This window comes from Nocardia sp. NPDC051833, from assembly GCF_040681225.1.
Taxonomy (GTDB): domain Bacteria; phylum Actinomycetota; class Actinomycetes; order Mycobacteriales; family Mycobacteriaceae; genus Nocardia.
Map to the genome: position 1 here is coordinate 744,282 of NZ_JBFAYK010000002.1, position 22,083 is coordinate 766,364.

Genomic DNA, 22,083 nt, shown 5'->3' on the forward strand with positions numbered 1-22,083 from the left:
CCACCCAACACACCGCCAAGGCCCATATCACACCCGCACCCCCCCCGCCCCCGGACGTCTGTGCTGTTCGCGACCGTCAGCCGCGGTCGTTCGCCGCGAAGATCGGGCTGGCCGTCACGAAGGCCGCGAACTCCAGTTTCCGGATCTTCCATTCACCGTCGGACTTGGTGAACGCGAAGTCGTATCCGCCCGACAGCAATTGGTGTGTGCCGTCGGCGGTCAGGCGGAAGTAGAAGACATCGGCACGCGCGGTCGCGGTGTCGCCAGTGATGTCCACCACCGGATTGGTGATGTGGTGATGGCACTGGGGCACCTGCTGCCACACCTTCTCCACCAGCTGCCGAATCCCCTCGATGCCGTGGCCCTCGCCGCGGGGCAGCAGATAGTCCGCGTCTGCCGACCAGATGGACAGGAAGGTCGCGAGTTCCTTCTTGTCGATGCCGTGGCAGTACTTCGCCATCAGCATCTTGATCTCCTCCAGATCGATGACCCACTGGATCTTCGTCTCGAGGCTCTGCAGTCCGTTCGTCATGTTTTCCACCCTTCACAGTGGCTGAGCTGATTGATCTTCCGGCGGTCAGCGGTCGAGCATCGTGACGACGGACTTCTTCTCGAGGTACTCCTCGAGCGCGTCGGGGCCGTTCTCCCGGCCCCAGCCGGATTGCTTGTAGCCGCCGACGGGCATCTGCACCCCGCCCGCGCGATGGACGTTGACACCGATGCGGCCCGCGCGCAGCCGACGGGCGACCCGGTGGGCCACCGCGATGTCGCGGGTCCAGACGCTGCCCGCGAGACCGTATTCGGTGTCGTTGGCCAGCGCGATCGCGTCGTCGAGATCGGTGAACGGCATCGCGCACAACACCGGTCCGAAGATCTCCTCGCGAACGATCTCCATCGCGGGCGTGACATCGGCGACCACGGTCGGCGGATAGTAGAAGCCGCGCTCCCCCAGTCGCTTTCCGCCGCTGACGATTCGAGCGCCCGCGTCGACGCCGCGATCAACAAAGCCGGCGACGCGATCGAGCTGCCGACGCGAGATGAGCGGCCCGAGGAGAGCATCGGGATCGGTGCCGTACCCGACCTTCATCGACCGGCCCTGCTCGGCGATCGCGTCGACCAGCTTCTCGTACACCGATTCGTGGGCGAAAAGCCTGGTGCCCGAGGTGCAGATCTGCCCCGAGTTCCAGAAGATGCCGACCGCGATGCCCACCGCGGCGGCATCGATGTCCGCGTCCGGCAGCACCACCACCGGCGACTTGCCGCCCAGTTCGAGGGAGACCCGCTTCAGGTTGCCGGTCGCCGCCGCGACGATCTTGCGCCCCACGGCGGTCGAGCCGGTGAAGCTGATCTTGTCGACGCCGGGGTGTTCGGCCAGCGCCGCGCCCGTGGGACCGAAGCCCGTGACGATGTTCACCACGCCCGCCGGAACACCGGCCTCGAGCAGGATTCGCCCGAGCGCGAGCGCGGTGAGCGGTGCCTCCTCCGAAGGCTTGAGCACGCAGGCACACCCGGCGGCCAGAGCGGGCGCCAGCTTCATCGACATGGCGATCAGTGGCGCGTTCCACGGCACGATCATCGCCACGACGCCGACCGGTTCCCGGTAGGTCGCCCCGTGCATCCGGCGCTCGGCCGGGCCGAGATCCACTGTACTGCCGTGGATCTTGTCGGCCAGCCCCGCGTAGTACCGGAACTGGTTGACCGCCTCGGCGACCATCAGCGCCGCCTGCGACACCGGCATGCCGACATCGCGGCTCTCCAGCCGCGCCAATTCCTCGGCGCGGCTCGCCATCAGATCGGCGACCCGCCAGAGCACGATGCCCCGCTGGGCCGACGACAGCCGCTGCCAGCGTTCCTCGTCGAAGGCACGGCGGGCGGCCCGCACCGCCGCGTCGACATCGGCGGCCGACGCGTCGGCGACGTGCCCGATCACTTCCTCCGTGCCCGGATCGATGACATCGACACCGCGGCCGGAGGTGGCGGGAACCCAGTCACCGTCGATGAGCAGTTTCCCCACCACTACCGGATGATCAGCCATGGCGCTCAAGCGTGCTCGTGGATGTAGGGCACCGGGTGCGGGACCTCGATCCCGGGTCATTCGGCCGACGGCGGGGTGCCGAGGACCAGGCCGTAGGCACGGCGGCTGACATCGCCGGACAGATCGACGGTGATGCCCTTGTCCTGGGTGAACTCACCGAGCGCGTCCGGACCGAGTTCCCGGCCGGTGCCCGACTGCTTGTATCCACCGAATGGCAGATACTGGGAGATATTGTGGAAGTCGTTGACCCACACCGAGCCTGCCTCGATCTGGCGGGCCACCTCCAGCGCACGCTGGTTGTCCCGGCTCCACACCGCCGCCGACAGGCCGTACTCGGTGTCGTTGGCAATGGCGATCGCCTCCTCGACGGTGTCGTACTTCAGCACCGACAGCACCGGGCCGAAGATCTCCTCGCGGGCGATCGTCATGTCGTTGGTGACACCGGTGAAGACGGTCGGCACGACCCAGAAGCCCTTGTCGAAGCCTTCGCCGGTGGGCACGCCGCCGCCGTGCACCAGGGTCGCGCCCTCGGCCTTGCCCTTCTCGATGTAGCCGAGAATCCGCTCGTGCTGGGTCTTGCTCATCACCGCGCCGATGTCGGTCGCCGGATCGAGCGGGCTGCCGATCCGCAGGGTCTTCAGCCGCTCGACCAGCCGGGCCACGAACTCGTCGTGAATCGAGGCGGGCAACAGCAGCCGCGTACCCGATTCGCAGGCCTGACCCGCGTGCAGCAGGAACGCGTAGATCGAACCATCCACGGCCGCATCCAGATCCGCGTCGTCGAGCACGATGTTCGGGCCCTTGCCACCGAGCTCGAGCACGACTCGCTTGACCGTGGCGGACGCATCGGCCATCACCTGACGTCCGGTGGCCGTGGAGCCGGTGAACGACACCAGCCGCACATCGGGATGCTTGACCAGGTGACCGCCGATGGTCGGGCCGTCGCCCACCACGACGTTGTACGCACCGTCGGGCAGGCCCGCGTCGCGCAGGATCGCACCCAGTTCGAGCGCGAAGATCGGGGTCTTCTCGTCGGTCTTGAGCACGACCGTGTTGCCGGCGGCCAGGGCGGGAATGGACTTCCATACCGCGATCAAAGCCGGGAAGTTCCACGGCACGATGCCGGCGCACACGCCCACCGGTTCCTTGCGGATGAAACTCGCGGAGAGCACCTGACCGGTGACCGGGCCGGACCGCTCGAATTCGTAGGTCCGCGCCAGCTCCGCGTAGTGGCCCAGGTGCACGATCGGGAAGCCGACCCCGATGGCGCCCGCCACGCGCACCGGCATGCCGGTCTCCCGCGCGCTGAGCACGGCCAGCTCGTCCATCCGCGCGGCCAGGCTCGCGATCACGCGATCGATCACCGCCGCGCGCTCGCTCTGCGGGGTATTGCGCCACACGCCGGACTCGTGGACCCGCTTGGCCGCGGCGACAGCCGCGTCCACGTGGCCGGTGTCCGCGGTCGCCACGGTGACGACAACCTCTTCGGTCGCCGGGTTGATCACCGGAATGCTGGTCGCGGAATCGACCCATTCGCCGTCGATGAACATGCGGTAGTGGGGCCTACCGTCGCGATCCACGGCGGGAGTGACAGGAAGGGTGGCAGTCATTTTCACCTCTGCTGATTCGGGGTGCCGATATTCACGGCCTGAATAATTGCGAGAAAGAATGGTTCGGGCGAAGTACGGAATGTGTCCGATTCGCACTCGACTGTCCACTTTTCTGGACACGGGATCGGTCGCGGGTCCGCTAGCTTCCCGGCACGTAGAAGAAGCGATGGTCGGCCGAACTCTTCACGGGCCCGACAGAATATCGGTCACACCCGCCTGATGAATTGTCTTCCGCCGCGTTCCGATTACCTTCGTGCCGCTTCGCCACGCTGCGAACTCATATCGGAATTCCGTCTCCGAATGGTGATTCCCATCATATCCACCCCGTTTCCGGAATCAATTGATGATTTCCGAACCGCTGATTCGCGCCCGCTGAATCGAGAGCGGGGGTAAGTCGGGCGATCAGCCGATGGCACCCGCGGCACGTAGGGCCGCCCGTTCGGTGTCGGTGAAGCCCCACTCGCCCAGGACTTCGTCGGTGTGCTGCCCGGGTTCGGACGGCGGACGCTGGATCGCGCCCGGGGTCCGGCTGAATCGTGGTGCGGGCGCGGGCTGCGTCACGCCGTCGATGTCGACGAAGGTGCCGCGGGCTCGCAGCTGGGCGTTGCGCGGCGCCTCGGCCAGGGAGAGCACCGGTGTCAGGCACGCCTCCTGCCCGTCGGCCAGGGCGCACCATTCGTCGCGGGTCCTGGTGCGGAACACCGCGGCGAATCGTTCCCGCATCCGGGGCCAGCCGGACTTGTCGTGCTGGCCCGGGAAGTCCGCTTCGTCGAGGCCGAGAACGCGCAGCAGGTTGCGCCAGAAGCGGGACTCGTTGGCGCCCACACTGATCCAGCCACCGTCAGCGGTTTCGTAGACGTTGTACCAGGGCGCGCCCGAGTCGAGCCGGTTCGCGCCACGGTCGTCGGTCCAGTAGCCCGCGGCGAACAGGCCGTAGAACAGGGTCATGAGCGAGGCCGAACCGTCGACCATCGCCGCGTCGACCACTTGCCCCTGCCCCGACGTCCGGCTCTCCAGCAGCGCCGAGACCACCCCGAGCGCCAGATACAGTGAGCCACCGCCGAAGTCGCCGGCCAGGTTGAGCGGAATGGCGGGCGGTTCGCCCGCCCGGCCCACCGCGTGCAGGACACCGGTCAACGAGATGTAGTTGATGTCGTGGCCGGGATCGGCGGCCAGCGGACCGCCTTGGCCCCACCCCGTCATCCGGCCGTACACCAGCGCCGTATTCGCCTTCCGGCACGGCTCCGGCCCCAGACCCAGCTTCTCCGCGACCCCGGGCCGGAACCCCTCGAGCAGGATGTCGGCCTGGCCGGCCAGTTTCAGCACGGCGTCGACCGCCGCGGGCTGTTTCAGGTCGACGACCGCGCTGCGCCTGCCGCGATTGAGCAGGTTGAACCGCGCGTCGATCGGGGCGCCGCCGTCGTAGCCCGGCGGCCGGTCGAGCCGCAGGACGTCGGCGCCCAGATCCGAGAGCAACATGGCGCAGAACGGTGTCGGCCCGACCCCGCCGAGTTCGAGGACGCGCACGCCCGCGAGTGGACCGCTACCCATCGCCGATTCCGCCCTGCCCGAGCATCTTGCGCAGTTCGTCGTCGGCGGCCCCGATGTCAGGGGCCGAGGGCAGGGGTGGCGGGCGGCGGCCGTCGAAGGACAACGGCAGCCCGACCACCCCGATCTCGTCCGCGGACGGAGCGCCGATGATGCCCAGCGCCTCTGTCTGCTCGTGGGTGACCATCTCGGCCGTGGTCTGCACCGGCGCGACCGGAACACCGAAGTCCTGCAGGCGCCGCTGCCAGTGTGCCCGCGGGTGCTCGGCCAGCCGATCGCCGATCAGCCGATCGATCTCGGCGCGGTTGGCCAGCCGGGCCGTGTTCGTGGCGAACCGCTCGTCGCTCGCCCACTCCGGCCGGTCCAGTGCCTCGCTCAAGCGGGCGAACAGGCCGTCGTTGCCACAGCTGACGATCAGATCGCCGTCGGCGGCCGAGTACGCGCGGTGCGGGACGATGAACGCGACACCGGAGCCGTGACGCTCACCCGGCGCCCCGTCGGTGTTGTAGCCGGCCACGCCGACCGACATCCACGCGATCGCCGTTTCCAGCAGGGACGCGTTGACCGCGGCGCCGTCGAGCTTGGACCGGCGCCGGTGCAGCGCGGCCAGGATCCCGATCGCGGCCCACATCCCGGTGCCGAAATCGATGATCGACACCCCCGCGCGGACCGGCGGGCCGGTGTGTTCGCCGGTGATGCTCATGATCCCGGAGAACGCCTGCATCAGCGGGTCGTAGCCGGGCAGGGAGTTCATCGGCCCGCTGTGCCCGAACGCGCCGACCTCGCAGTGCACGAGTTCGGGCTTGGTCACCCGCAGGCTCTCGGCGTCCAAGCCGTACTTCGCCGCCGAGCCCGGCCGCAGGTTGTGCAGGAACACATCGGCGCGTTCGGCGATCAGCTGATGCAGCAGCGCGAGCTGGTCGCGGTCCTTGATGTCGATGCGGATCGAGCGCTTGCCGCGGTTGAGCGCGTGGAAGGCCGCACCGCTGCCCTGCCACATGCTCGGGCCCCAGCCGCGCGAGGAATCGCCGGTCGGCCGTTCGACCTTCCACACCTCGGCGCCGAGTTCGGCGAGGATCTTGCCGGTGAACGGCGCCGAGGCGCTGTCACCGAGTTCGACCACGACGATCCCGGACAGCGGGAGTTCGTTCTGCATCGGCTGCTCCTGCCCTGGTCGGGATCGCTCCTGTGCTGTCATAGTGCACCTCTAGCCGGGGTTCGCCGCGGTGAACACGGGGATGGTCTGGGCACCGCGTTCGACGAACCGTACGGTGACTTCCTGGTCGATCGCGACGGCCTCGGGGTCGCCTTCGATCTGGGCGAAGAGCATGTAGCCCTCCGCCATCCGCACGAACCCGACGGTGTACGGCGTGATCGACACCCACACCGGAGTCGGGCCGCGCAGCACCGTGCTGAAGGAGTAGACGGTGCCACGACCGGCCGACTCCGCCCAGGTCAGCGCCGCCGAGTCGCAGTAGGGGCAGTACGAGTGCGCGGGCCAGACGGCTTCGGCGCAGTCGCCGCAGCGCTGGTAGGTCAGCCGCTGTTCGTCCAGTGCCGCCCAGTAGGGCGCGGCGTCGAGCAGCTGGTAGGGCTGCGGCCACGCGTTGGGTGCGGTTGTCTCGCTCATGTTGTTCTCCCGATTCCGCTCAGGCCGCCAGCACGAGGACACTGCCCGCGGCCAGCATGCCGCCCGCGCCCTGGACCAGCGCGGTTTCCGGCTTGCGCCGCGGTGCCAGTCCCAGTGCCTGCCCGCGCAGCTGACGCACGGTCTCGATGATGGTGTCCATGTTGCAGGAGATGCCGGGCTGGCCGAAGGACAGCCAGCCGCCGTTGGTGTCGGTCGGCAGGTCGCCGTCGACACCGGTGCGGCCCTCCCGGTAGACGTCGATGCCCCGCCCCTTCATCGCGAAGCCCAGGTCCTCCATGACGATGGGGCCCATATGCGCGAAGTTCACCGACATCTGCACCATGTCGATATCGGAGGGACCGAGCCCGGCCATCGCGTAGGCCTGCCGCGCCGCCTCGATGGTGGCGGTGTGGGTGAGGTTCGGCAGCCCGCCGAAGTCGGGAAACTTGCAGGTCCGCATGTTCATCCGGTCCGACAGGTACTCGTGGGTGGTGGCCGAGCCGTAGCCGTGCAGGTACACCGGCTGCTGGTCGGCGCGCACATTGTCGGGTGCGGTGACGATCAGCGCGCCACCGGTGCCGCCGCCCCAGGTGGAGCACATCCACCGGCGCAGCGGGGTCGCCACGTACGGCGAGGCAAGCACGGTCGCGACGTCGATCTCGCCGTGCTTGGCCTTGGCCGCGTGGGGATGGTGCGCGCCCCAGCGCTGATTCGCGACGGCCACTTCGGCGAGATCGGCTTCGGTGATCCCGAATTCGTGGAAGTACCGGCGCGCGGCCTGGGCGTAGAGGGACGGGATCGTGGGTCCGTAGATCACTTCGTACTGCGGATCCGCGTCGGCCTCCGCGCCCATGGCCACGGCGTCGACGAACAACTCCGTCGCGTCGCTCTGCAGGCAGAGCACATACTCGGCCTTGCCCGCGGCGATCATCTGCGAGGCCTGGGCCAGGGTGGCGGTGAGGCCGGCACCGTGCAGGGTGAGTTCACTGGTGAACGTCACCGGCATCTGCATGTGCGAGGCGAAGATGTTGTTCCACTGCGAGCGCTTGTCGGCCCACGGCGAGCGACCGGTGAACAGGGCGTCCACCTGGTTCTTCGTGATCCCCGCGTCGGCCAGCGCCGCCACGGTGGCCTCGACGGCCAGCTGCAGCGGATCTTTGCGATTCGCACGCGTGGCATAGGCGTCGCCCATGCCGACGATCGCCGCGACGGGTTGTGCGGTCATGACCTCAGCCCCGCACCTTTTCGGTCGGCAGCGAGGCGCCGACGAGCGCGTCGAGATCCTCGCGCTTGCGCAGCATGAGCAGGCTCCATTCGCTGCGCTGGACCACGTCGCCGTGCTGGTTGAGCGCCTTCATCAGGAAGGTGATGACGCCGAACTTCTCGTCCTTGTCCTTCTTGGCGGTTACCTCGGCGGTGACGTAGATGGTGTCGTTGATCAGCACCGGCTTCAGGTAGCGCAGGTTGTCGATGCCGTAGTTCGCCTGGATCGACGGGCCGAACTGGATCAGGCCGGTCATCAGCGAGTAGGTCAGCGAACCCTGCACCAGGCGCTCGCCGAAGCGGGTCTGCGCGGCGTAGTGGACGTTTGAGTGGATCTCGATCCAATTGCCGGTCAGCGCACAGTAGTTCACCACATCGGCTTCGGTGATGGTGCGTCCGCCGGAGCGGAAGACCGTGCCGACCTCGATCTCGTCGAGCGGCATATCGATACGGTTGTTGATGGTGGCCATCGGAACTTCTCCTCGAAAGTTCGTGCGGGAAGCTGGATTACACCCGGTCAGAGGCGCATCGACTTGGCGATGATGGTGCGCTGGATCTGCGAGGTGCCGCCGCCGATGGTGGACTGCACGCTCTCGCGCAGGTAGCGCTCCATGTCAGCCTCGGGCAGGTTGGCGTAGCCGCCGAGGATCTGCATGCCGTCCAGAGCGCACGCCTTGAGCGTCTCGGAGCCGTAGAGCTTGGCCATCGAGGTCTCGCGGGCGGCGGGCAGACCGGCGGCCTTCATCTTGGCGGCGCGGTAGCAGAGCAGGCGCGCGGCGTCGACGCGGGTCTGGTTCTCGGCCAGCATGTGCTTGAGCACCTGGAACTCGTAGATCGGCTTGCCGAACTGGATGCGCTCATGGGCGTACTTGTTGGCGGCCTTGACCGCTTCCTGGGCGTTGCCGACGTAGGCGGCGGCGACCGCACAGCGCTCCAGCTCGAGGTGGTCGGTGATGATCTTCCAGCCCTGGCCGACCTCGCCCAGCAGCGCGTCGGCGGGGACGCGGACCTCGTCGAGGAAGATCTCGGTGGTGCCGGTGGCATGCCGCGACAGGGTCGGCAGCTTCCGGATGTCCAGGCCGGGGGTGTCGTTGGGGATCAACAGGACCGAGAGGCCCCCGTGCTTGTCATCGGCATCGGTGCGCACCAGCATCGCGATGACGGTGTCCTTCGCCGCGGCACCCGAGCACCACAGCTTCTGGCCCGAGACGATCCAGTCGCCGTCCTCGTCGCGCCGGGCGCGGGTCTTGGTGTTGGACGCATCCGAGCCGGCGTCAGGCTCGGAGATCGAGACCGAGAACCGGATCTGGCCGTCGATGAACGGCTTGACGTAGCGCGCCTTCTGCTCATCGGTGCCGTACTTGAGGATGTTCATCGCGGTGAAGGTCGGCACCAGCACCGAGCAGGCGAAGTCGAAACCGAACTTGCCCAGGCCCTCGGCCATCAGCGAGTAGTCGAAGATGTCGCCGCCGGAGCCGCCGTCGGCCTCGTCGATCAGGATGCCGAGCCAGCCCTGGGCCGCGATCTTCTCGTACGCCTCGTACGGGTAGTCCCGGTTCACATCACAGTTGCGCACGTACTCGACGGTGATCTCCTCGTCCATGAACTTGTCCACGACGTCGAGCCAGTCCGCCTGCGCTTCATCCAGAAAATTCGAATTCATACTCACTCCGTATTGCGATGGGATTTCGGGTGATAGTCCGCCGATAGCAGTACGGTAATTGCGCACATCCGAGGTGCCAAGTGATGAATTTCGAATCCGCCGTTCGACACCGTCGAAACACCACGAACTAGCCGCTGACCTGGCCATAAGCAAGTGCAAATATTCGAATCGACCACTTCGAAGACATCGAATTGAATAGCGGAATCCACCGAACTATGGTCGGGGAACAATCATCGCCGAACCAGCACAGTAGCGCGGCGATGCGGCATCGGCCATTCGGGAGTCATCATGCGAAGTGTTCCATTCTCGGCGCGGTACTGGAGTGCCGTCGAGACGCTGTCCGCGACGGAATCGCGCCGGGTCCAGGACGAGCGGCTCCGCGACCAGCTCGGCTACCTCGCCGCCCACAGCGCGTTCTACCAGGCGAAGTTCGCCGAGCACGGCGTCGATGTAGACAAGGTGCGCACAGTCGCCGACCTGGCGGAGCTGCCGTTCACGGAGAAGCAGGAACTGCGCGACAGTCTGGCGGCCGCTCCGCCGCTGGGCGCGCACGTCGCGGCCGCCGAGGCCGACATCGTGCAGATCCAGGCATCCTCCGGCACCACCGGTTCGCCCTCCTATGTCGGGCTCACCGCGAACGACATTCGCACCTGGAGCGAACTGGGCGCACGCGCGCTCTACGCCAACGGTTTCCGGCCCGGCGACCGGCTGCTGCACGGGTTCGGGATTAGCAAGGGCTTCGTCGGCGGCCTGCCGATCGTCCAGATCCTGCAGTACATGGGCATCGTCGACATCCCGATCGGGGCCGAGGCGGGCGCCGAACGACTGCTGCGCGTGCAGGCCGACCAGCGACCCAACGCCCTGATCGGCACACCGTACTTCCTCACCCATCTCGCCGAGCAGGCTCCGGCGATCGTCGGGCGCGCCGCCGCCGAACTGGGCGTCCGGGCGATCAGCGTGGGCGGCGAACCGGGGGGCGGCCTGCCCGCGGTCCGCGACAAGCTAGAGTCGCTGTGGGGCGCGACCGCGCGAGAGATGCTGGGCGGCACCGACATCGCGTGCACCTATTGGGGCGAATGCGAGGTCGGCGACGGCATGCACTTCCTGTCCCCGGATCTGATGATCGCCGAACTCATCGACCCCGAGACGGGCGCACAGGTCGCCCCGGTCGCCGGGGCCAGTGGCGAGCTCGTCTACACCGCGCTGCGCCGCCAAGCCTCTCCCCTGCTGCGTTTCCGCACCCGGGACCACGTGGTGGTCACCGGTACCGACTGCGCCTGCGGCCGAACCGGCTACAAGGTGCGCTGCGTGGGCCGCACCGACGACATGCTGATCGTGCGTGGCATCAATCTGTTCCCGTCGGCGGTCAAGGAACTCGTGCTGGAACTGGCACCGGCGACGACCGGCGAGATGCGGATCAGGGCAGATTTCGAGGGCCACTCCACCCAGCGGCCGCTGCCCCTGGTCGTCGAGTACGCCGACGGCCTCGGCGCCGAGCAGCAGCACGAGCTGCGGACCACCATCGAGGCGCGGGTGCGCTCGGCCCTGAACGTGAAGACCGTGGTCGACCTGGTCCCCGACGGCACCCTGAAGCGACCAGACCACGTGAAGGTCGCGCTCATCGAGCGGGTCACTAGCTGAGCGGCGCATCCCGCCGAGACGACGCCAACGTGGGCAGGTAGATATATAATATTTACAGATTCGGCCCGCTCGCCCACTGTGGTGTGATCGCGAAGGTGACATGAGCGCATTCAACAGACTGCACCTGATCCGGCAGGTAGACCTGTTCACCCTGCGGCTGTTCCTGTCGGCCATCGAGGAGCAGCAGATCGGGCTCGCGGCGATCCGCGAGAACATCGCCGCGTCCACGGCCACCAAACGCATCCAGGTGCTGGAGAACATCGCGGGGGTGAAGCTGCTCGATCGCACACCCAAGGGCGTCGTCCCGAGCCCGGCCGGCACGGTGCTGGCCCGGCACGCCCGCCAGATCTTCGACAGCCTCGACGACATGCGCGCGGAGTTCGCCTCGCTCACCGAGGGCGCGCAGGGCGAACTGCGGGTGGTGTCGGCGCGATCGGTGATCGTGCCGTTCCTGGCTCGTGAGCTGGGCGAGTTCAGCCGGGAGTATCCCCTCGTCGACCTGATCGTGCACGAGGTGGAAAACGCCGACATCGTGCAGGAGGTCGCGCGCGGCGAGGCCGACATCGGCGTGTTCGCCTCGGCCTACGGACTCGACCTCGACGGCGTCGACGTCACGCCGTACCGGCGCGATCGGCTCGTCGCGGTGGTGCCGCTCGGGCATCGGCTCGGCGACCGGACGAGCGTGACGATCCGGGATCTACTCCCGGAGAATCTCATCGCGCCACGCGCCCTCGTCGGCGCGTTGCGGGCAGCCGCGCAGCGGACCGGCGGGGAATACGAGCCCAGGCACGTGCTGCGCAGCGGCGGCACCGCGATCTCGCTGGTGCACGCCGGGCTCGGCGTCACCGTGCAGCCGGAGTGCCTGGTCGGGCACGAGTGGGCGGGCCGGGTCGGCGTCCTCGAACTGGCCGAGCCGTGGGCCGAGCGCCGGATCCATCTGGCGACCGCGCGGGGACGCGACTTCGGCCCCGCGGCGAAGATCCTCGTCGAGCAGTTGCTCACTCCGCCCGCGGACGACTGGGCGAAGTACAGCGAGGCCACCGACGAGCAGGCCTGAGAATCACCGCGGCGCGCCTTCTCGTCACCCGCTTTCTCCGGCCGGGAGTCGTGGTCGTCGACCCTTCGACGTCCGGGTTCAACGATAATATATAATATTCAACTGAAGTGGTGGGGGCTGGAGATCAGCTGCGCCGTCACCGGCGCGCAGTCGACGATCGCCGACCGTGCGACCGGTACGGCTTCGCGGTCCGGTCCGACCCGCTTCATCGACATTGCTGTCCCCGAAAGGATCTCGATGCGGCAGACCGCATTCTTCGACACCGACCCCACCGCCCCCGGCCTCCTGCGCCCCACTCCCGTCGCGGGCAGCGGCTGGGCGGGTGGCCAGATGCGGGGTATGGCGGTCAGCGCGGCCCTCGCCCGTGAGGTCGAGCACCGCGTCGCCGAACTCGGGTCCGACAGCCTGCGCCCCACCCGCTGGACCCTGGACCTCTTCCGCCCGGTCGCGATGCGCCCGTGCACCGTCGAGACCGAGATCGTGCGCACCGGCACGCGGCTGTGCCTGGTCGACGCCCGGCTGTACCAAGACGGCACACCGGTCGCCGCGGCTCGCGCCCTCTATCTGGCCGCGGGCGAAGCTCCGGCGGGCCGCTGCTGGTCGGCGAGCGGGGCACCGATCCCACCGCCGCCCACCTGGCATCGCGCTCCGGACGACAGCCGCATCTACTACAGCGGCGATGCCGGCTGGGACGCCGACCCCACCCAGCACCACAACATCAGCCGGAATCGGTTGTGGCACAAGTCCATCCCCGTGATCCACGGCGAGGAAGCCAGCCCGTTCCAGTTCGCGTGTGCCGTGGCCGACGTGTCGAACGTGGTCACCAACCTCGGCAGCCAGGGACTCGAGTACATCAACACCGACGTCACCGTCGCACTCAGCCGGCTGCCGATCGGCGACGAGATGGGCGTCTCGGCGACAGACCGTCACGAACGCGACGGCATCGCGATCGGAACGGCCGAGCTCTACGACCGGACGGGCGTCTTCGGCACCACCACGGTCACCGCGCTCACCGCCTCGCTGTCCGCCGACCTCGCGGCGGCGAATGTCGGCTGAGCGGCTTGCACGCAGGTCCGGTCGACCGTCCGTTCCCCCGACCGGCGGCTCTGTACGCCATCCGGGCTAACGGATCATCGCGCCGATCGTCTCGACCCGGTTCGCCAACGGGACGCTCAACTCGACCACAGGAACATCCGCGAGGAGATCCAGCGGGTCGGTGTAGGCCAACTCCAGGAGGATGTCGTTGACCGTGCGGCCGAGACCGAGCATCTCCACAGGGGGCAGCAGCCGCTCGGTCTCGGGAGTGATGGGCACCAGTACCAGGAGATCCAGCCTGGCCACCGCGTTGCGGACTGCGGAAATATCGATAGCGGACGCGATGTCGACGCCGGTCGCCGACAGGTAGGCCAGAAAGTCCACCGGAGTCCGGTCGAACACGGATCCGTCGGGCTCGGTGTCGAGTAGCTGGATCGAGCGAGTCAGCTGGGCACGATAGTCGGCGGGCGACGGCGGGTATTCGAAGTCGTAGCCGTCCTCCTCGAGCAGGACATACGGTTCCTCGATCGGCGTGAGGTCGACGAAACGGGAACACAGTTCGTGAACCAGCGTGGTCTTACCGGTTCCGTGCGGCCCGGATACCCCGATACGCATTCGACTCCTTCGATTCGAGGTTGTTTACACAACCAGTCCCGTGGTTCAGGGTCGCACCGACGGTGACCGGGTGCGGAATAATACGATGGCATGAGCTTCACGGATGCCGAACTCGACTATCTCCGGTCGCAGCCGCTGGCTCGCCTCGCCACCCGCGCCGCCGACGGGCAACCGGACGTCGTTCCGGTCGCCTACGAGTTCGACGGCACCTACTTCTGGGTCGGCGGTGGCGCGACCTTCCCCGGTACCCGCAAGGCGCGCAATGTCGCTTTGGGCAATGCCGAGGTGGCACTGGTCGTCGACGACCTGGTCTCGCTCGACCCGGTCATCGCGCGGGGCGTGCGCGTCTACGGTCTCGCCGAACCGCCCGTCGAACGGACGGGCATGGTGGGTCCCGGCTACTACCTGCGCATCACCCCGACAGAGTCCTGGAGCTGGAATCTGGCCGGTGAGCCTGCCGGTGAGCAGTGGTACGACACCCGCCACGCTCGGCACTGACGGCGGGCGTGCGGACCAATGCTCTGCCCGACGCGACCGCGTTTCTCCCGGACGCTCGCGAACTCGATGTCTACCCTGTGGAAATGCCCTTCAGAATTCTCACGATTGTCGCTGCCGCACTCGGAGTTTCTGTCCTGCCGGTTCTCGCCTCCCCTGCACATGCCGACTCGGTCGCCATGGCACCCCACGAGGCGTCCTATGTGTCCCCCAACGGCGTCACCTTCATGGTCGGAAATCGCAACGAAGTGATCAATCGGATCCCCCCGTTGAACATGCTGGCAACGAGCAGGGAAGCCTTTGTCAGCAGCGTCTCCTACGGTCGCCTGGACGGCGGCGACAGCGGAAAGATCATGGTCGGATACCACGTGGGATGCGCGGTGACCTTGGGCTCGGGCACAGTCGGCGTCGAGCCCGACGTCTATGTCGACTCGAATACGGACAACTCTGTCGACGACTTCAATGTCGGCCCGGTCGCGGTCGTGGAACTCAGTCCCGGCGAGATCGTCGACGTCCCGGTCGCGGAGAAGAAGATGGTTCCCGGAGACACGATCAGCCTGGGCGTCCGCGACTTTCATATCACGGTCAATTCGTGCGTGGGACCGGTGAATATCCGGCAGTACACCTACGTCCTCTTCGAATCCACCAAGGCCGACGACTCCGGCGCGGTCTTCGGCGATCCGCTCTGGCTCTGAGCGCCGCGGGCTGATTCAGTCGTCCGAAATGGCGACCTCGGTCAGTTCCTGGGAGATCCGCCAGATGCGTTGAGCGTCGTCGGTGCCCGCGAGGCGGGAGTACAGCTTCTGCTCGGCGGGGGGACCACCCAGGTGACCGGGGCCGCTGGGTCCGTAGAGCCGCCCGCCCTGCGCGTCGGGTGCGGTCGCGGCATACAGGGCCGGGAGTTTCGCGGTCTCGACGGTTCCGAACAGGATGCCGCGAGAAGACAGCGCGCTGATGAACCTGCGGCGCGGGGTCTGTTTCGCGCGGCCGACCTCCGGGCGCGCGGCGAGCAGGTTCGTCGGCGCGACGCCGGGGTGCGACAGGTTGCTGGTGATGCCCCATCCCCCGGCTCGGCTGCGGCGGTCGAGTTCGACGCCGAAGAGCCCCAGGGCGATCTTGGATTGACTGTAGGACTTCGCGCCGCTGTAGGAGTGCTCCCAGTTGAGGTCAGACCAGTTGATGGCGTGCTGGTCGGCGGCGATGCTGATCTGGGAGGTCACCCGCGCCGCACCGGCGCGCAGCAGCGGCAGCAGGTGCGCCACCAGGGCGAAGTGACCGAGATGGTTGGTGCCGAACTGCAACTCGAACCCGTCGGCGGTGCTCTGCCGGTTCGGTGGCGTCATCACACCGGCGTTGTTGACCAACAGGTGGATCGGTCGGCCCTCCTCGATCAGGGTCTGCCCGAAGGCTGCGACGGAATCCAGGGAAGACAGATCAAGGGCGTGCAGGGCCACGTTCGCTGTCGGGACCGCACGCTCGATGGCGGTGACCGCCGCCTGCCCCTTGCGCGGATTGCGCACGGGGAGCAGCACTTCGGCCCCGGCCGCGGCCAAGCGGGTGGCGATCCCCAGCCCGATGCCGTCGCTGGCACCGGTGACCACGGCGCGTTGGCCGGACAGGTCCGGGACGGTGATGTCGATGGGTGTACGCGGCATGCGTTGCTCTCCTGTCGGGTGGGGGTGCCGACGTCGGCAACGTCCTCGACCTGGCCGAGCGGCACTGTGAGCGAATACTCCTACAATATCAGGCACCTGTCTGATATTCGAGCCGCAGTGCGAAGGAGACCGATGACACGCCGCGGACCTGGCCGGCCGAAACGCGAGACCCGCACACCCGATCACACCGAACTCATGCGAAAGGGGCTGCGGGCCTTCGCCGATCTCGGCTACGAGGCGGTCTCGGTCCGCGAACTCAACGACCGCCTAGGTATGGGCCACACCTTCATCCACGACCGCTACGGCTCCAAGGACGCCTTCTGGCGGGCCGTCGTCGCCCACGAGGTCGAGAACCTGTCCGCCGAACTGACCGCCGCCCTGACGGCGGGACCAGCCGACGACCTGGAATGGCTGATGAACGGTGTCCGGGCATTCCACCGAGCCAGCGCGCACTACCCCCACCTCAACCAGGTGATCGATTACGAGGCCGCCCGCGAATCCGACCGCCTCGACCACCTGTACACGGTGACCGAACCCCTCACCGAGACGATCCGGCCCGTCTTCGACCGCCTCGTCGCCGCCGGGCGCATCCGTGACATCCCCTGGCACGTCTTCCATTTCGTCATCACCAAACCCGCCCTGCTCTACGGACAGGCACCCTGGGCTCGCCGGTTCGGCCGCCCGGACGACGCCGACGACAGCGCCGCGATCGCCGAGACCCTCCTCCACGGACTGGTGACCTGAACCGGGAGACGATGCGCCGGTGGCCAGAGTCGGGCACCGCGCTCGTCACGACCGACCGACCGGCTCACTCAACCGCGGTATTCGCCGTCGGCCGCCGCGCTCAGTCGGCGAGCCAGGCCGCGCACGGCGTCGTTGAGGATGCTGGGGTGTTCGACGAGTGCGGACAGCAGGTGTGCGGCCGCCTCGAATCCGGCGGGCGGAGTGAAAGTTCCGGACCGCATGGTCACCGCGGTGATGCGGTCGAGCCGGAACTGACGTAGTTGGCCTTTGTCGCTGTCCTGTCCCGTCAGATACCACCGGCCGTGGTGCTCGACGAGCCCGTACGGGTGCACGACGCGCTCACTGGGCCGCCCGTTGCGATCGACGTAATCAACTGCGACCGGTTGATGCTCGCCGGTGGCTTCGGCGAGCAGGAGGAGGATGGAGCTCTCGACTGCGACGTCCGGGCGGGCGTCGGAGGTGGCTTCGGCGGTGTTGATCAGCGCGTCCAGACGGGCGGCCAGACGCGGGGGCAGGACGCGGCGGAGTTTGGCCGTCGCGCCGTCGGCCGCGAAGTCGGCGGTGGTCGACCTGCGGGTCAGGAGTCCGGGCAATACGGCCACCGCTCGTCGTCGGTGAGCATCAGTGGCGGCAGGCGGTATCCGGGGCAAGCTGGTAGCCGCCGTATCGGCCATGCACCGGCCGGACGGGGATATCCAGGCAGGACGTGACCGGCGTCGAAGCAACCTGGGCTACATCGGATTTCGCCGAGCTCGCCACACCGGCTCGCACCCTCGCGATCGGAAGCACCCGCACCGTGGTCTTGTTCGCCGGCGGGCAGTGCGCGCCCAGCCGACAACCACACCACGATCATCGAATTCCTGGTCCCCGATGTCGACGCCGACTACCGGCGGTTGCGCGAGGCGGTCGAGGATTTCGTCAACGAGCCGACGACGATGCGTGGGGCAACCGGTCGTTGCTGTTCCGCGACCCCGACGGCAACCTGATCAATCTCTTCACCCCGGTCACCGCGCAGGCCATCGCGAAACCCGCCGGCTGACAGCCGCCGCAGCGCCCATGCGCCTCTCGACGGGGGCGACTCAATATTGAACCTCTGGTAAGTATTAAATATAGTGTACTCAACCCGGCCTGCTCCGGGCACACGGACGGGACGACGATGACCCAGCTCAGAACCCGCTGCGGGACGCGCGGCCGCTACGCCAAGAGCGAGGCGAAGCGCGAGGCGATCTTGACCGCCGCACTGCAGGTGTTCGCCGAATCGGGCTACGCCGGCGGCACGTTGCGAAACGTCGCCGAGCATGTCGGCATCAGTCCGGCGAACATCTTCCACCACTTCGCCGACAAGCAGGCGCTCCTGCTGGCGGTGCTGGAGCAGCGCGACGAGTGGGCACGAACCGTCGCGTTCCGGCCCGGCGACTTCGGGTTACTGCTCGGCATCATCGATCTGGCCGACGCGCTCAGCCACACACCCGAACTGGTTCGGGTGTACGTCATGCTCGTCGGCGAGGCCACCTCCCCCGCGCATCCGGCCTACGAACACTTTCGCTCGCGACGAAACATCTACCGCGACTTGCTGGCCGAGCGTTTCGCGCTGGCTGCCGAGCGAGGGATATACCGCGGGAAGTTCACCCCCGCGGACGCCGCGTCGAGTGTGATCGCGCTGCTCGACGGTGTGCAACTGCAGTGGACTGTCCAGCCCGACGCCGTCGACATGGCCGACATCATGCGCACCGCACTCGGCGCGCTCATCGACTTCGACGCCCTGCGCGGAGAGACGCAGACCCCGACGTCCTCACCGAACGACAACTGAATATCACCGCTGCCGGAACACCTGATCCGCACAGCACAACTCACCGAATCCCGGCATCGCGCCGGGCGAGAGAGAAGAGTCAACGATGACATCCAGCACTCGCACGAACGCCGAACTCGCTCAGGCATGGCTCGACGCCCTGGACGATGTCGACGCTTTCGCGCCACTGTGCGCCCCCGGGGCACAGGTCTGGCATTCCAACGACAACGTGTGGATCTCGTTCGAGAAGGCGATCGAGAACGTGCACACCGTGGGCGGTCTCCCGACGATGCGCGACCGCCGCTTCACCGTCACCGACAACGGTTTCCTCGTGCAGTTTTCCGGCGAGGTCAACGGCCAGAAGATCCACAACACGATCATCGTGCGCACCGAGAACGGCTTCGCGACCCACGCCGAGGAGTACATCGGCCTCGAGATCGATCCGGCAGTGCTGGGCGCCGTCTCCAACGCATGATCGATGCGCCGCGGCGGGAGCGGACGGCGACAGTGCGATAGTCGCGACGGCGCCGGGCGAGGAACCCCGCGGTCCGCATCCCTCCGCCTGACGCGGCGAGCAAGGGCCACCGGAACATCGGTGGCCCTCGCTCTCACGCTGACGAAGTGCCCGGATTAATCTTTCCAGAATTAACTAATCGGGGAAAATATCTAATCGCTAATAATGATAATCACGGCATGTTCAGATTCTCGATTTCGGCCACGAAAAGCGCAGGGCGGGCTATATTTTTTGAACACCCAATTGCGGCTCGACAACCCGTCACACCGCTGCCCGCTATTTCTGGAGATCGCCATGAGCTCGACCTCTTCCCTGTTTCGCGCCGGATTTCTCGCGCCGGTGGCCGTCGCGACCGTATTCTGCTTGGCCGCACCGGTGAATGCCGCCCCCGTCAGCGTGAATTGGAGCTGCCGGGGCACCATCTTCGGTATCGGCCAAACCTCGAGCATGAACACGTCGGTCACCGGCACCGCGCCGGGCTCGGCGGCGTCGGGTTCCGCGGTGGCCATCACGATCACGCCGGGCGCCTCGTCGGTGCCCAGCTCGGCGTCCGGCTTCACCGTGAACAACATCAGCAACCTGAAGATGACCATTCCGACGCCCGCGAATTCGACGTTGGTCTCGGCGACCGCCTCCGGGGGTACCGTGGCCGGCTCGGTCTCGACGTCGGGTGGGAATGTCGTGCTGACCGTGCCGGGTCCGATCGCGGGCGGCACCAGTTTCACTCCGCCCGCGGTGACCATCAACGTCACCGCAGGCGCCGCGGGAACGCCGATCACCAGTAAGTACGCGGGGACCAGCTACGCCAGTCCCGGCATGACGATGACGACCAACGTCTCCTTCGTCGGCAACGTCGCGACGGCGTGCTACCCCAACCCGTCCCCGACCCTCACCACCACCAATGTGACCTGAGCCCGCGCACGCGGACACCCGTCCGGCCTGCGGCGAACACGCCGGACCGGGTTGCGTACGCAACCCGGTCCGGCCTCACCAGGGGACTACGGATTCCGATAGCGGTTGCCTCACTTGGCGTTTGGGGCTTTGCGGCCGCTTCGGCCGAATATTTCGATGCGCGGTGTCGCGCCCGTGGCCATGTCGTACAGTGCATGTCCGGCACCGCCACGAACACTCCGACAGCCGGAGCGGGTGCCGCTTTCGTGATGTTCGTCAGCCACGGGTCCGAGCTGCCGGTCGATCGATGGACAGGAGCCACCATGCCCGATTCCACCCCCCGACTCCCCCGGCCGGAAGCGGGCGCCCGGCGATCGAGCACGCCCTGATCTATCGATGGGAAAGCCTGTGTGCCCGACAACAAGCGAACCCGCCAGGATCCCGGCCGAACTCAAACGAGCGCTGGAGTTCTATCACGGATCCGTCGAGGATCTGATCCGCGAGGTGATCAGAGTGCTCGGCGTGAACGAAACCGATCGCCGCGCACTGGAGATCGTCCTGCTGGAGGACGAGAAATCCACGACGCCCGGCATGCTGGCCGAACGGCTCGGACTCACCTCCGCCGGTGTCACCATCATGCTCAACCGCCTGGAGAAGCAAGGCTATATCGCCCGCTCACTGCATCCGACCGATCGTCGTCGCGTGATCGTGATGGCCACCGACCTCGCGGCCCGTCGCGTACAGGAACTCGTCGTTCCGATGATCGTCGAGAGCTACAAGATGCTGCTGAGCTATTTCGACACCACCGAGCTGGAAACAATCGCCGACTTTCTCACCCGCGCCAGCGAGTTGCAGCGAATTCACCGGCAACGGTTGCGCGAGATCGATCCCTACTCCAATCCCTGACATGCACCGGCGCCGACCACGATATTTCCTCGTTGGTCACGGTCGGCTCGGTTCTGGGGAGAAAGCAGGAGCTGGATGCCCCACGTCGACAACACCGATGAACCGGTGACGGAACCGGCCAGCGACCCGACAATTCTCCGGCGACGCGACCGCCCCGCCACGACATCGGCGCCTGATCGGCTTCGACGGCAGCTGACGCGCGTAGGCGTGGCGGCGGCGTTGATCGCCACCGCGATCGGGACGACGCTCGCCGTCCGAGCGGACTCGGGCGCGCCGGTCCGGGCGACCGAGGCGACGACCTTGTCGTGCGAACCAGCTGTGGGACTGGCCGATTCCACCGTGACCCCGTCCGATTCCACCGCGGCCGGAACCGAGGCCGCCGCACCGCCTCCGAACGAGGCCGTCGCGCCACCCCCGAGTGCGGCGGCCGACCTACCGGGCGAGGCCGTCGCTCCAGACGAACTCGGCGGCGACACGCCGACCACCGACCCCGCTCCCACAAGCGAGGTTTCGACGGAGACACCGACGGTCGCGCCGACCGAGGTCTCCCCGGGAAACTCGACCGGGATCTCGGCGAGCGCGAGTTTCTCGGCCACAGCGAGCTTTTCGCTCGAGAGCCCTTCCAGTGCGCAGGACCCGGGCACGGTCACCACGACCTCGACATCCACGGTGACCGTCCCCCTGACACCGACGGAGACGGTCACCTCCGGTCCAAGCACGGTGACGGCCGCTCCGTCGACCACCACCACCGCGGCGCCGACCACCACGAAACCCGCGCCGACCGGGACCACGACGATCACGGCCCCGGCCACGACGTCGGCGACGCCGAGGTCCTCCACCCCATCATCGACGACCACGTCCGCACAGCCCCCGTCGACTCCGACGACGACCGTGCCACGGCTGTCGCCGAAGACCCCGCCCCCGACGACATCGCGCCCGATTCCGTCGACCGCGCGCCCACCGGCCCGGTCACCCCAGACGACACCGACGGG

The 22,083-nt window shown here is 67.5% G+C and carries 24 protein-coding genes and 1 pseudogene; 11 read left to right on the plus strand and 14 right to left on the minus strand.

Going from position 1 to position 22,083, the window contains the following annotated elements; genetic code table 11:
* Positions 1-76: 76 nt before the first annotated feature.
* From AB0L91_RS21545 to AB0L91_RS21585, 9 genes are all read right to left on the minus strand, one after another.
* Positions 77-532, minus strand: a complete 456-nt coding sequence (locus AB0L91_RS21545; RefSeq protein WP_365012477.1) for a nuclear transport factor 2 family protein — start codon at positions 530-532, stop codon at positions 77-79.
* A 45-nt stretch (positions 533-577) separates the two neighbouring features.
* A complete protein-coding gene (locus AB0L91_RS21550; RefSeq protein ID WP_365012478.1) occupies positions 578-2,035 on the minus strand; it encodes an aldehyde dehydrogenase family protein in 1,458 nt (485 codons plus the stop codon).
* A gap of 56 nt (positions 2,036-2,091) precedes the next feature.
* Entirely contained in the window at positions 2,092-3,645 is a 1,554-nt protein-coding gene (locus AB0L91_RS21555) for an aldehyde dehydrogenase family protein (protein ID WP_365012481.1), read from the minus strand.
* Positions 3,646-4,047: 402 nt separating this feature from the next.
* Complete coding sequence (locus AB0L91_RS21560; RefSeq protein ID WP_365012482.1) at positions 4,048-5,196, minus strand: CaiB/BaiF CoA-transferase family protein; 1,149 nt, start codon at positions 5,194-5,196, stop codon at positions 4,048-4,050.
* On the minus strand, positions 5,189-6,349 hold the full coding sequence (locus AB0L91_RS21565) for a CoA transferase (RefSeq protein ID WP_365012484.1): 1,161 nt from the start codon (positions 6,347-6,349) through the stop codon (positions 5,189-5,191). The genes AB0L91_RS21560 and AB0L91_RS21565 overlap by 8 nt, the downstream gene beginning before the upstream one ends.
* 51 nt (positions 6,350-6,400) lie before the next feature.
* The gene (locus tag AB0L91_RS21570; RefSeq protein WP_365012486.1) at positions 6,401-6,823 is read right to left on the minus strand and encodes an OB-fold domain-containing protein; all 423 of its coding nucleotides are present in this window, start codon (positions 6,821-6,823) and stop codon (positions 6,401-6,403) included.
* A 19-nt stretch (positions 6,824-6,842) separates the two neighbouring features.
* Positions 6,843-8,048 (minus strand): thiolase family protein, encoded by a 1,206-nt coding sequence (locus AB0L91_RS21575; RefSeq protein ID WP_365012489.1) that lies wholly within the window; start codon positions 8,046-8,048, stop codon positions 6,843-6,845.
* A 4-nt stretch (positions 8,049-8,052) separates the two neighbouring features.
* A complete protein-coding gene (locus AB0L91_RS21580) occupies positions 8,053-8,556 on the minus strand; it encodes a MaoC/PaaZ C-terminal domain-containing protein (protein ID WP_357350063.1) in 504 nt (167 codons plus the stop codon).
* 47 nt (positions 8,557-8,603) lie between these two features.
* The gene (locus AB0L91_RS21585; RefSeq protein ID WP_365012492.1) at positions 8,604-9,749 is read right to left on the minus strand and encodes an acyl-CoA dehydrogenase family protein; all 1,146 of its coding nucleotides are present in this window, start codon (positions 9,747-9,749) and stop codon (positions 8,604-8,606) included.
* Between the two features lie 288 nt (positions 9,750-10,037).
* Between AB0L91_RS21585 and AB0L91_RS21590 the strand changes: the two genes are divergently transcribed.
* The 3 genes from AB0L91_RS21590 (at position 10,038) to AB0L91_RS21600 (ending at position 13,503) form a co-directional block, all read left to right on the plus strand.
* Positions 10,038-11,390 carry a phenylacetate--CoA ligase family protein gene (locus AB0L91_RS21590; protein ID WP_365012495.1) on the plus strand — a complete coding sequence of 451 codons (1,353 nt, stop codon included), beginning with the start codon at positions 10,038-10,040 and terminating at the stop codon, positions 11,388-11,390.
* 100 nt (positions 11,391-11,490) lie between these two features.
* Positions 11,491-12,447 carry a LysR family transcriptional regulator gene (locus AB0L91_RS21595; RefSeq protein WP_365012496.1) on the plus strand — a complete coding sequence of 319 codons (957 nt, stop codon included), beginning with the start codon at positions 11,491-11,493 and terminating at the stop codon, positions 12,445-12,447.
* Between the two features lie 237 nt (positions 12,448-12,684).
* The gene (locus tag AB0L91_RS21600) at positions 12,685-13,503 is read left to right on the plus strand and encodes an acyl-CoA thioesterase domain-containing protein (RefSeq protein WP_365012499.1); all 819 of its coding nucleotides are present in this window, start codon (positions 12,685-12,687) and stop codon (positions 13,501-13,503) included.
* A 66-nt stretch (positions 13,504-13,569) separates the two neighbouring features.
* On the opposite strand, the gene AB0L91_RS21605 is transcribed toward AB0L91_RS21600, so the two are convergent.
* Positions 13,570-14,097 (minus strand): AAA family ATPase, encoded by a 528-nt coding sequence (locus AB0L91_RS21605; RefSeq protein ID WP_365012502.1) that lies wholly within the window; start codon positions 14,095-14,097, stop codon positions 13,570-13,572.
* A gap of 90 nt (positions 14,098-14,187) precedes the next feature.
* On the opposite strand from AB0L91_RS21605, the gene AB0L91_RS21610 reads away from it, so the two are divergent.
* Complete coding sequence (locus tag AB0L91_RS21610; RefSeq protein WP_365012504.1) at positions 14,188-14,595, plus strand: PPOX class F420-dependent oxidoreductase; 408 nt, start codon at positions 14,188-14,190, stop codon at positions 14,593-14,595.
* A gap of 8 nt (positions 14,596-14,603) precedes the next feature.
* Positions 14,604-15,287: an MspA family porin gene (locus AB0L91_RS21615; protein WP_357350076.1), complete on the plus strand. Its 684-nt coding sequence runs from the start codon at positions 14,604-14,606 to the stop codon at positions 15,285-15,287.
* Positions 15,288-15,302: 15 nt separating this feature from the next.
* Here the strand turns inward: AB0L91_RS21615 and AB0L91_RS21620 are convergent, their stop codons facing one another.
* Positions 15,303-16,247, minus strand: coding sequence for an SDR family oxidoreductase (locus tag AB0L91_RS21620; protein WP_365012506.1), 945 nt, complete (start codon positions 16,245-16,247; stop codon positions 15,303-15,305).
* 132 nt (positions 16,248-16,379) lie between these two features.
* Here AB0L91_RS21620 and AB0L91_RS21625 point away from each other — a divergent pair, with 132 nt between their 5' ends.
* A complete protein-coding gene (locus AB0L91_RS21625; protein WP_365012509.1) occupies positions 16,380-16,991 on the plus strand; it encodes a TetR/AcrR family transcriptional regulator in 612 nt (203 codons plus the stop codon).
* A gap of 68 nt (positions 16,992-17,059) precedes the next feature.
* On the opposite strand, the gene AB0L91_RS21630 is transcribed toward AB0L91_RS21625, so the two are convergent.
* Positions 17,060-17,593: a WYL domain-containing protein gene (locus AB0L91_RS21630; protein WP_365012512.1), complete on the minus strand. Its 534-nt coding sequence runs from the start codon at positions 17,591-17,593 to the stop codon at positions 17,060-17,062.
* A gap of 89 nt (positions 17,594-17,682) precedes the next feature.
* Between AB0L91_RS21630 and AB0L91_RS21635 the strand changes: the two are divergent.
* From AB0L91_RS21635 to AB0L91_RS21645, 3 genes and pseudogenes are all read left to right on the plus strand, one after another.
* Positions 17,683-18,030 (plus strand): annotated as a pseudogene (locus tag AB0L91_RS21635) (VOC family protein).
* A 117-nt stretch (positions 18,031-18,147) separates the two neighbouring features.
* A complete protein-coding gene (locus AB0L91_RS21640) occupies positions 18,148-18,801 on the plus strand; it encodes a TetR/AcrR family transcriptional regulator (protein WP_365012514.1) in 654 nt (217 codons plus the stop codon).
* Between the two features lie 85 nt (positions 18,802-18,886).
* Positions 18,887-19,255 (plus strand): hypothetical protein, encoded by a 369-nt coding sequence (locus tag AB0L91_RS21645; protein ID WP_357350084.1) that lies wholly within the window; start codon positions 18,887-18,889, stop codon positions 19,253-19,255.
* 191 nt (positions 19,256-19,446) lie between these two features.
* On the opposite strand, the gene AB0L91_RS21650 is transcribed toward AB0L91_RS21645, so the two are convergent.
* Entirely contained in the window at positions 19,447-20,037 is a 591-nt protein-coding gene (locus tag AB0L91_RS21650; RefSeq protein ID WP_365012517.1) for a hypothetical protein, read from the minus strand.
* On the opposite strand from AB0L91_RS21650, the gene AB0L91_RS21655 reads away from it, so the two are divergent.
* Both AB0L91_RS21655 and AB0L91_RS21660 read left to right on the plus strand, forming a co-directional pair.
* Positions 20,030-20,206 (plus strand): hypothetical protein, encoded by a 177-nt coding sequence (locus tag AB0L91_RS21655; RefSeq protein ID WP_365012519.1) that lies wholly within the window; start codon positions 20,030-20,032, stop codon positions 20,204-20,206. The genes AB0L91_RS21650 and AB0L91_RS21655 overlap by 8 nt on opposite strands.
* Positions 20,207-20,581: 375 nt before the next feature.
* Positions 20,582-21,091 (plus strand): MarR family transcriptional regulator, encoded by a 510-nt coding sequence (locus AB0L91_RS21660; RefSeq protein WP_357350088.1) that lies wholly within the window; start codon positions 20,582-20,584, stop codon positions 21,089-21,091.
* On the opposite strand, the gene AB0L91_RS21665 is transcribed toward AB0L91_RS21660, so the two are convergent.
* Positions 21,076-21,948, minus strand: coding sequence for a hypothetical protein (locus tag AB0L91_RS21665; protein ID WP_365012521.1), 873 nt, complete (start codon positions 21,946-21,948; stop codon positions 21,076-21,078). The genes AB0L91_RS21660 and AB0L91_RS21665 overlap by 16 nt on opposite strands.
* Positions 21,949-22,083 lie beyond the last annotated feature (135 nt).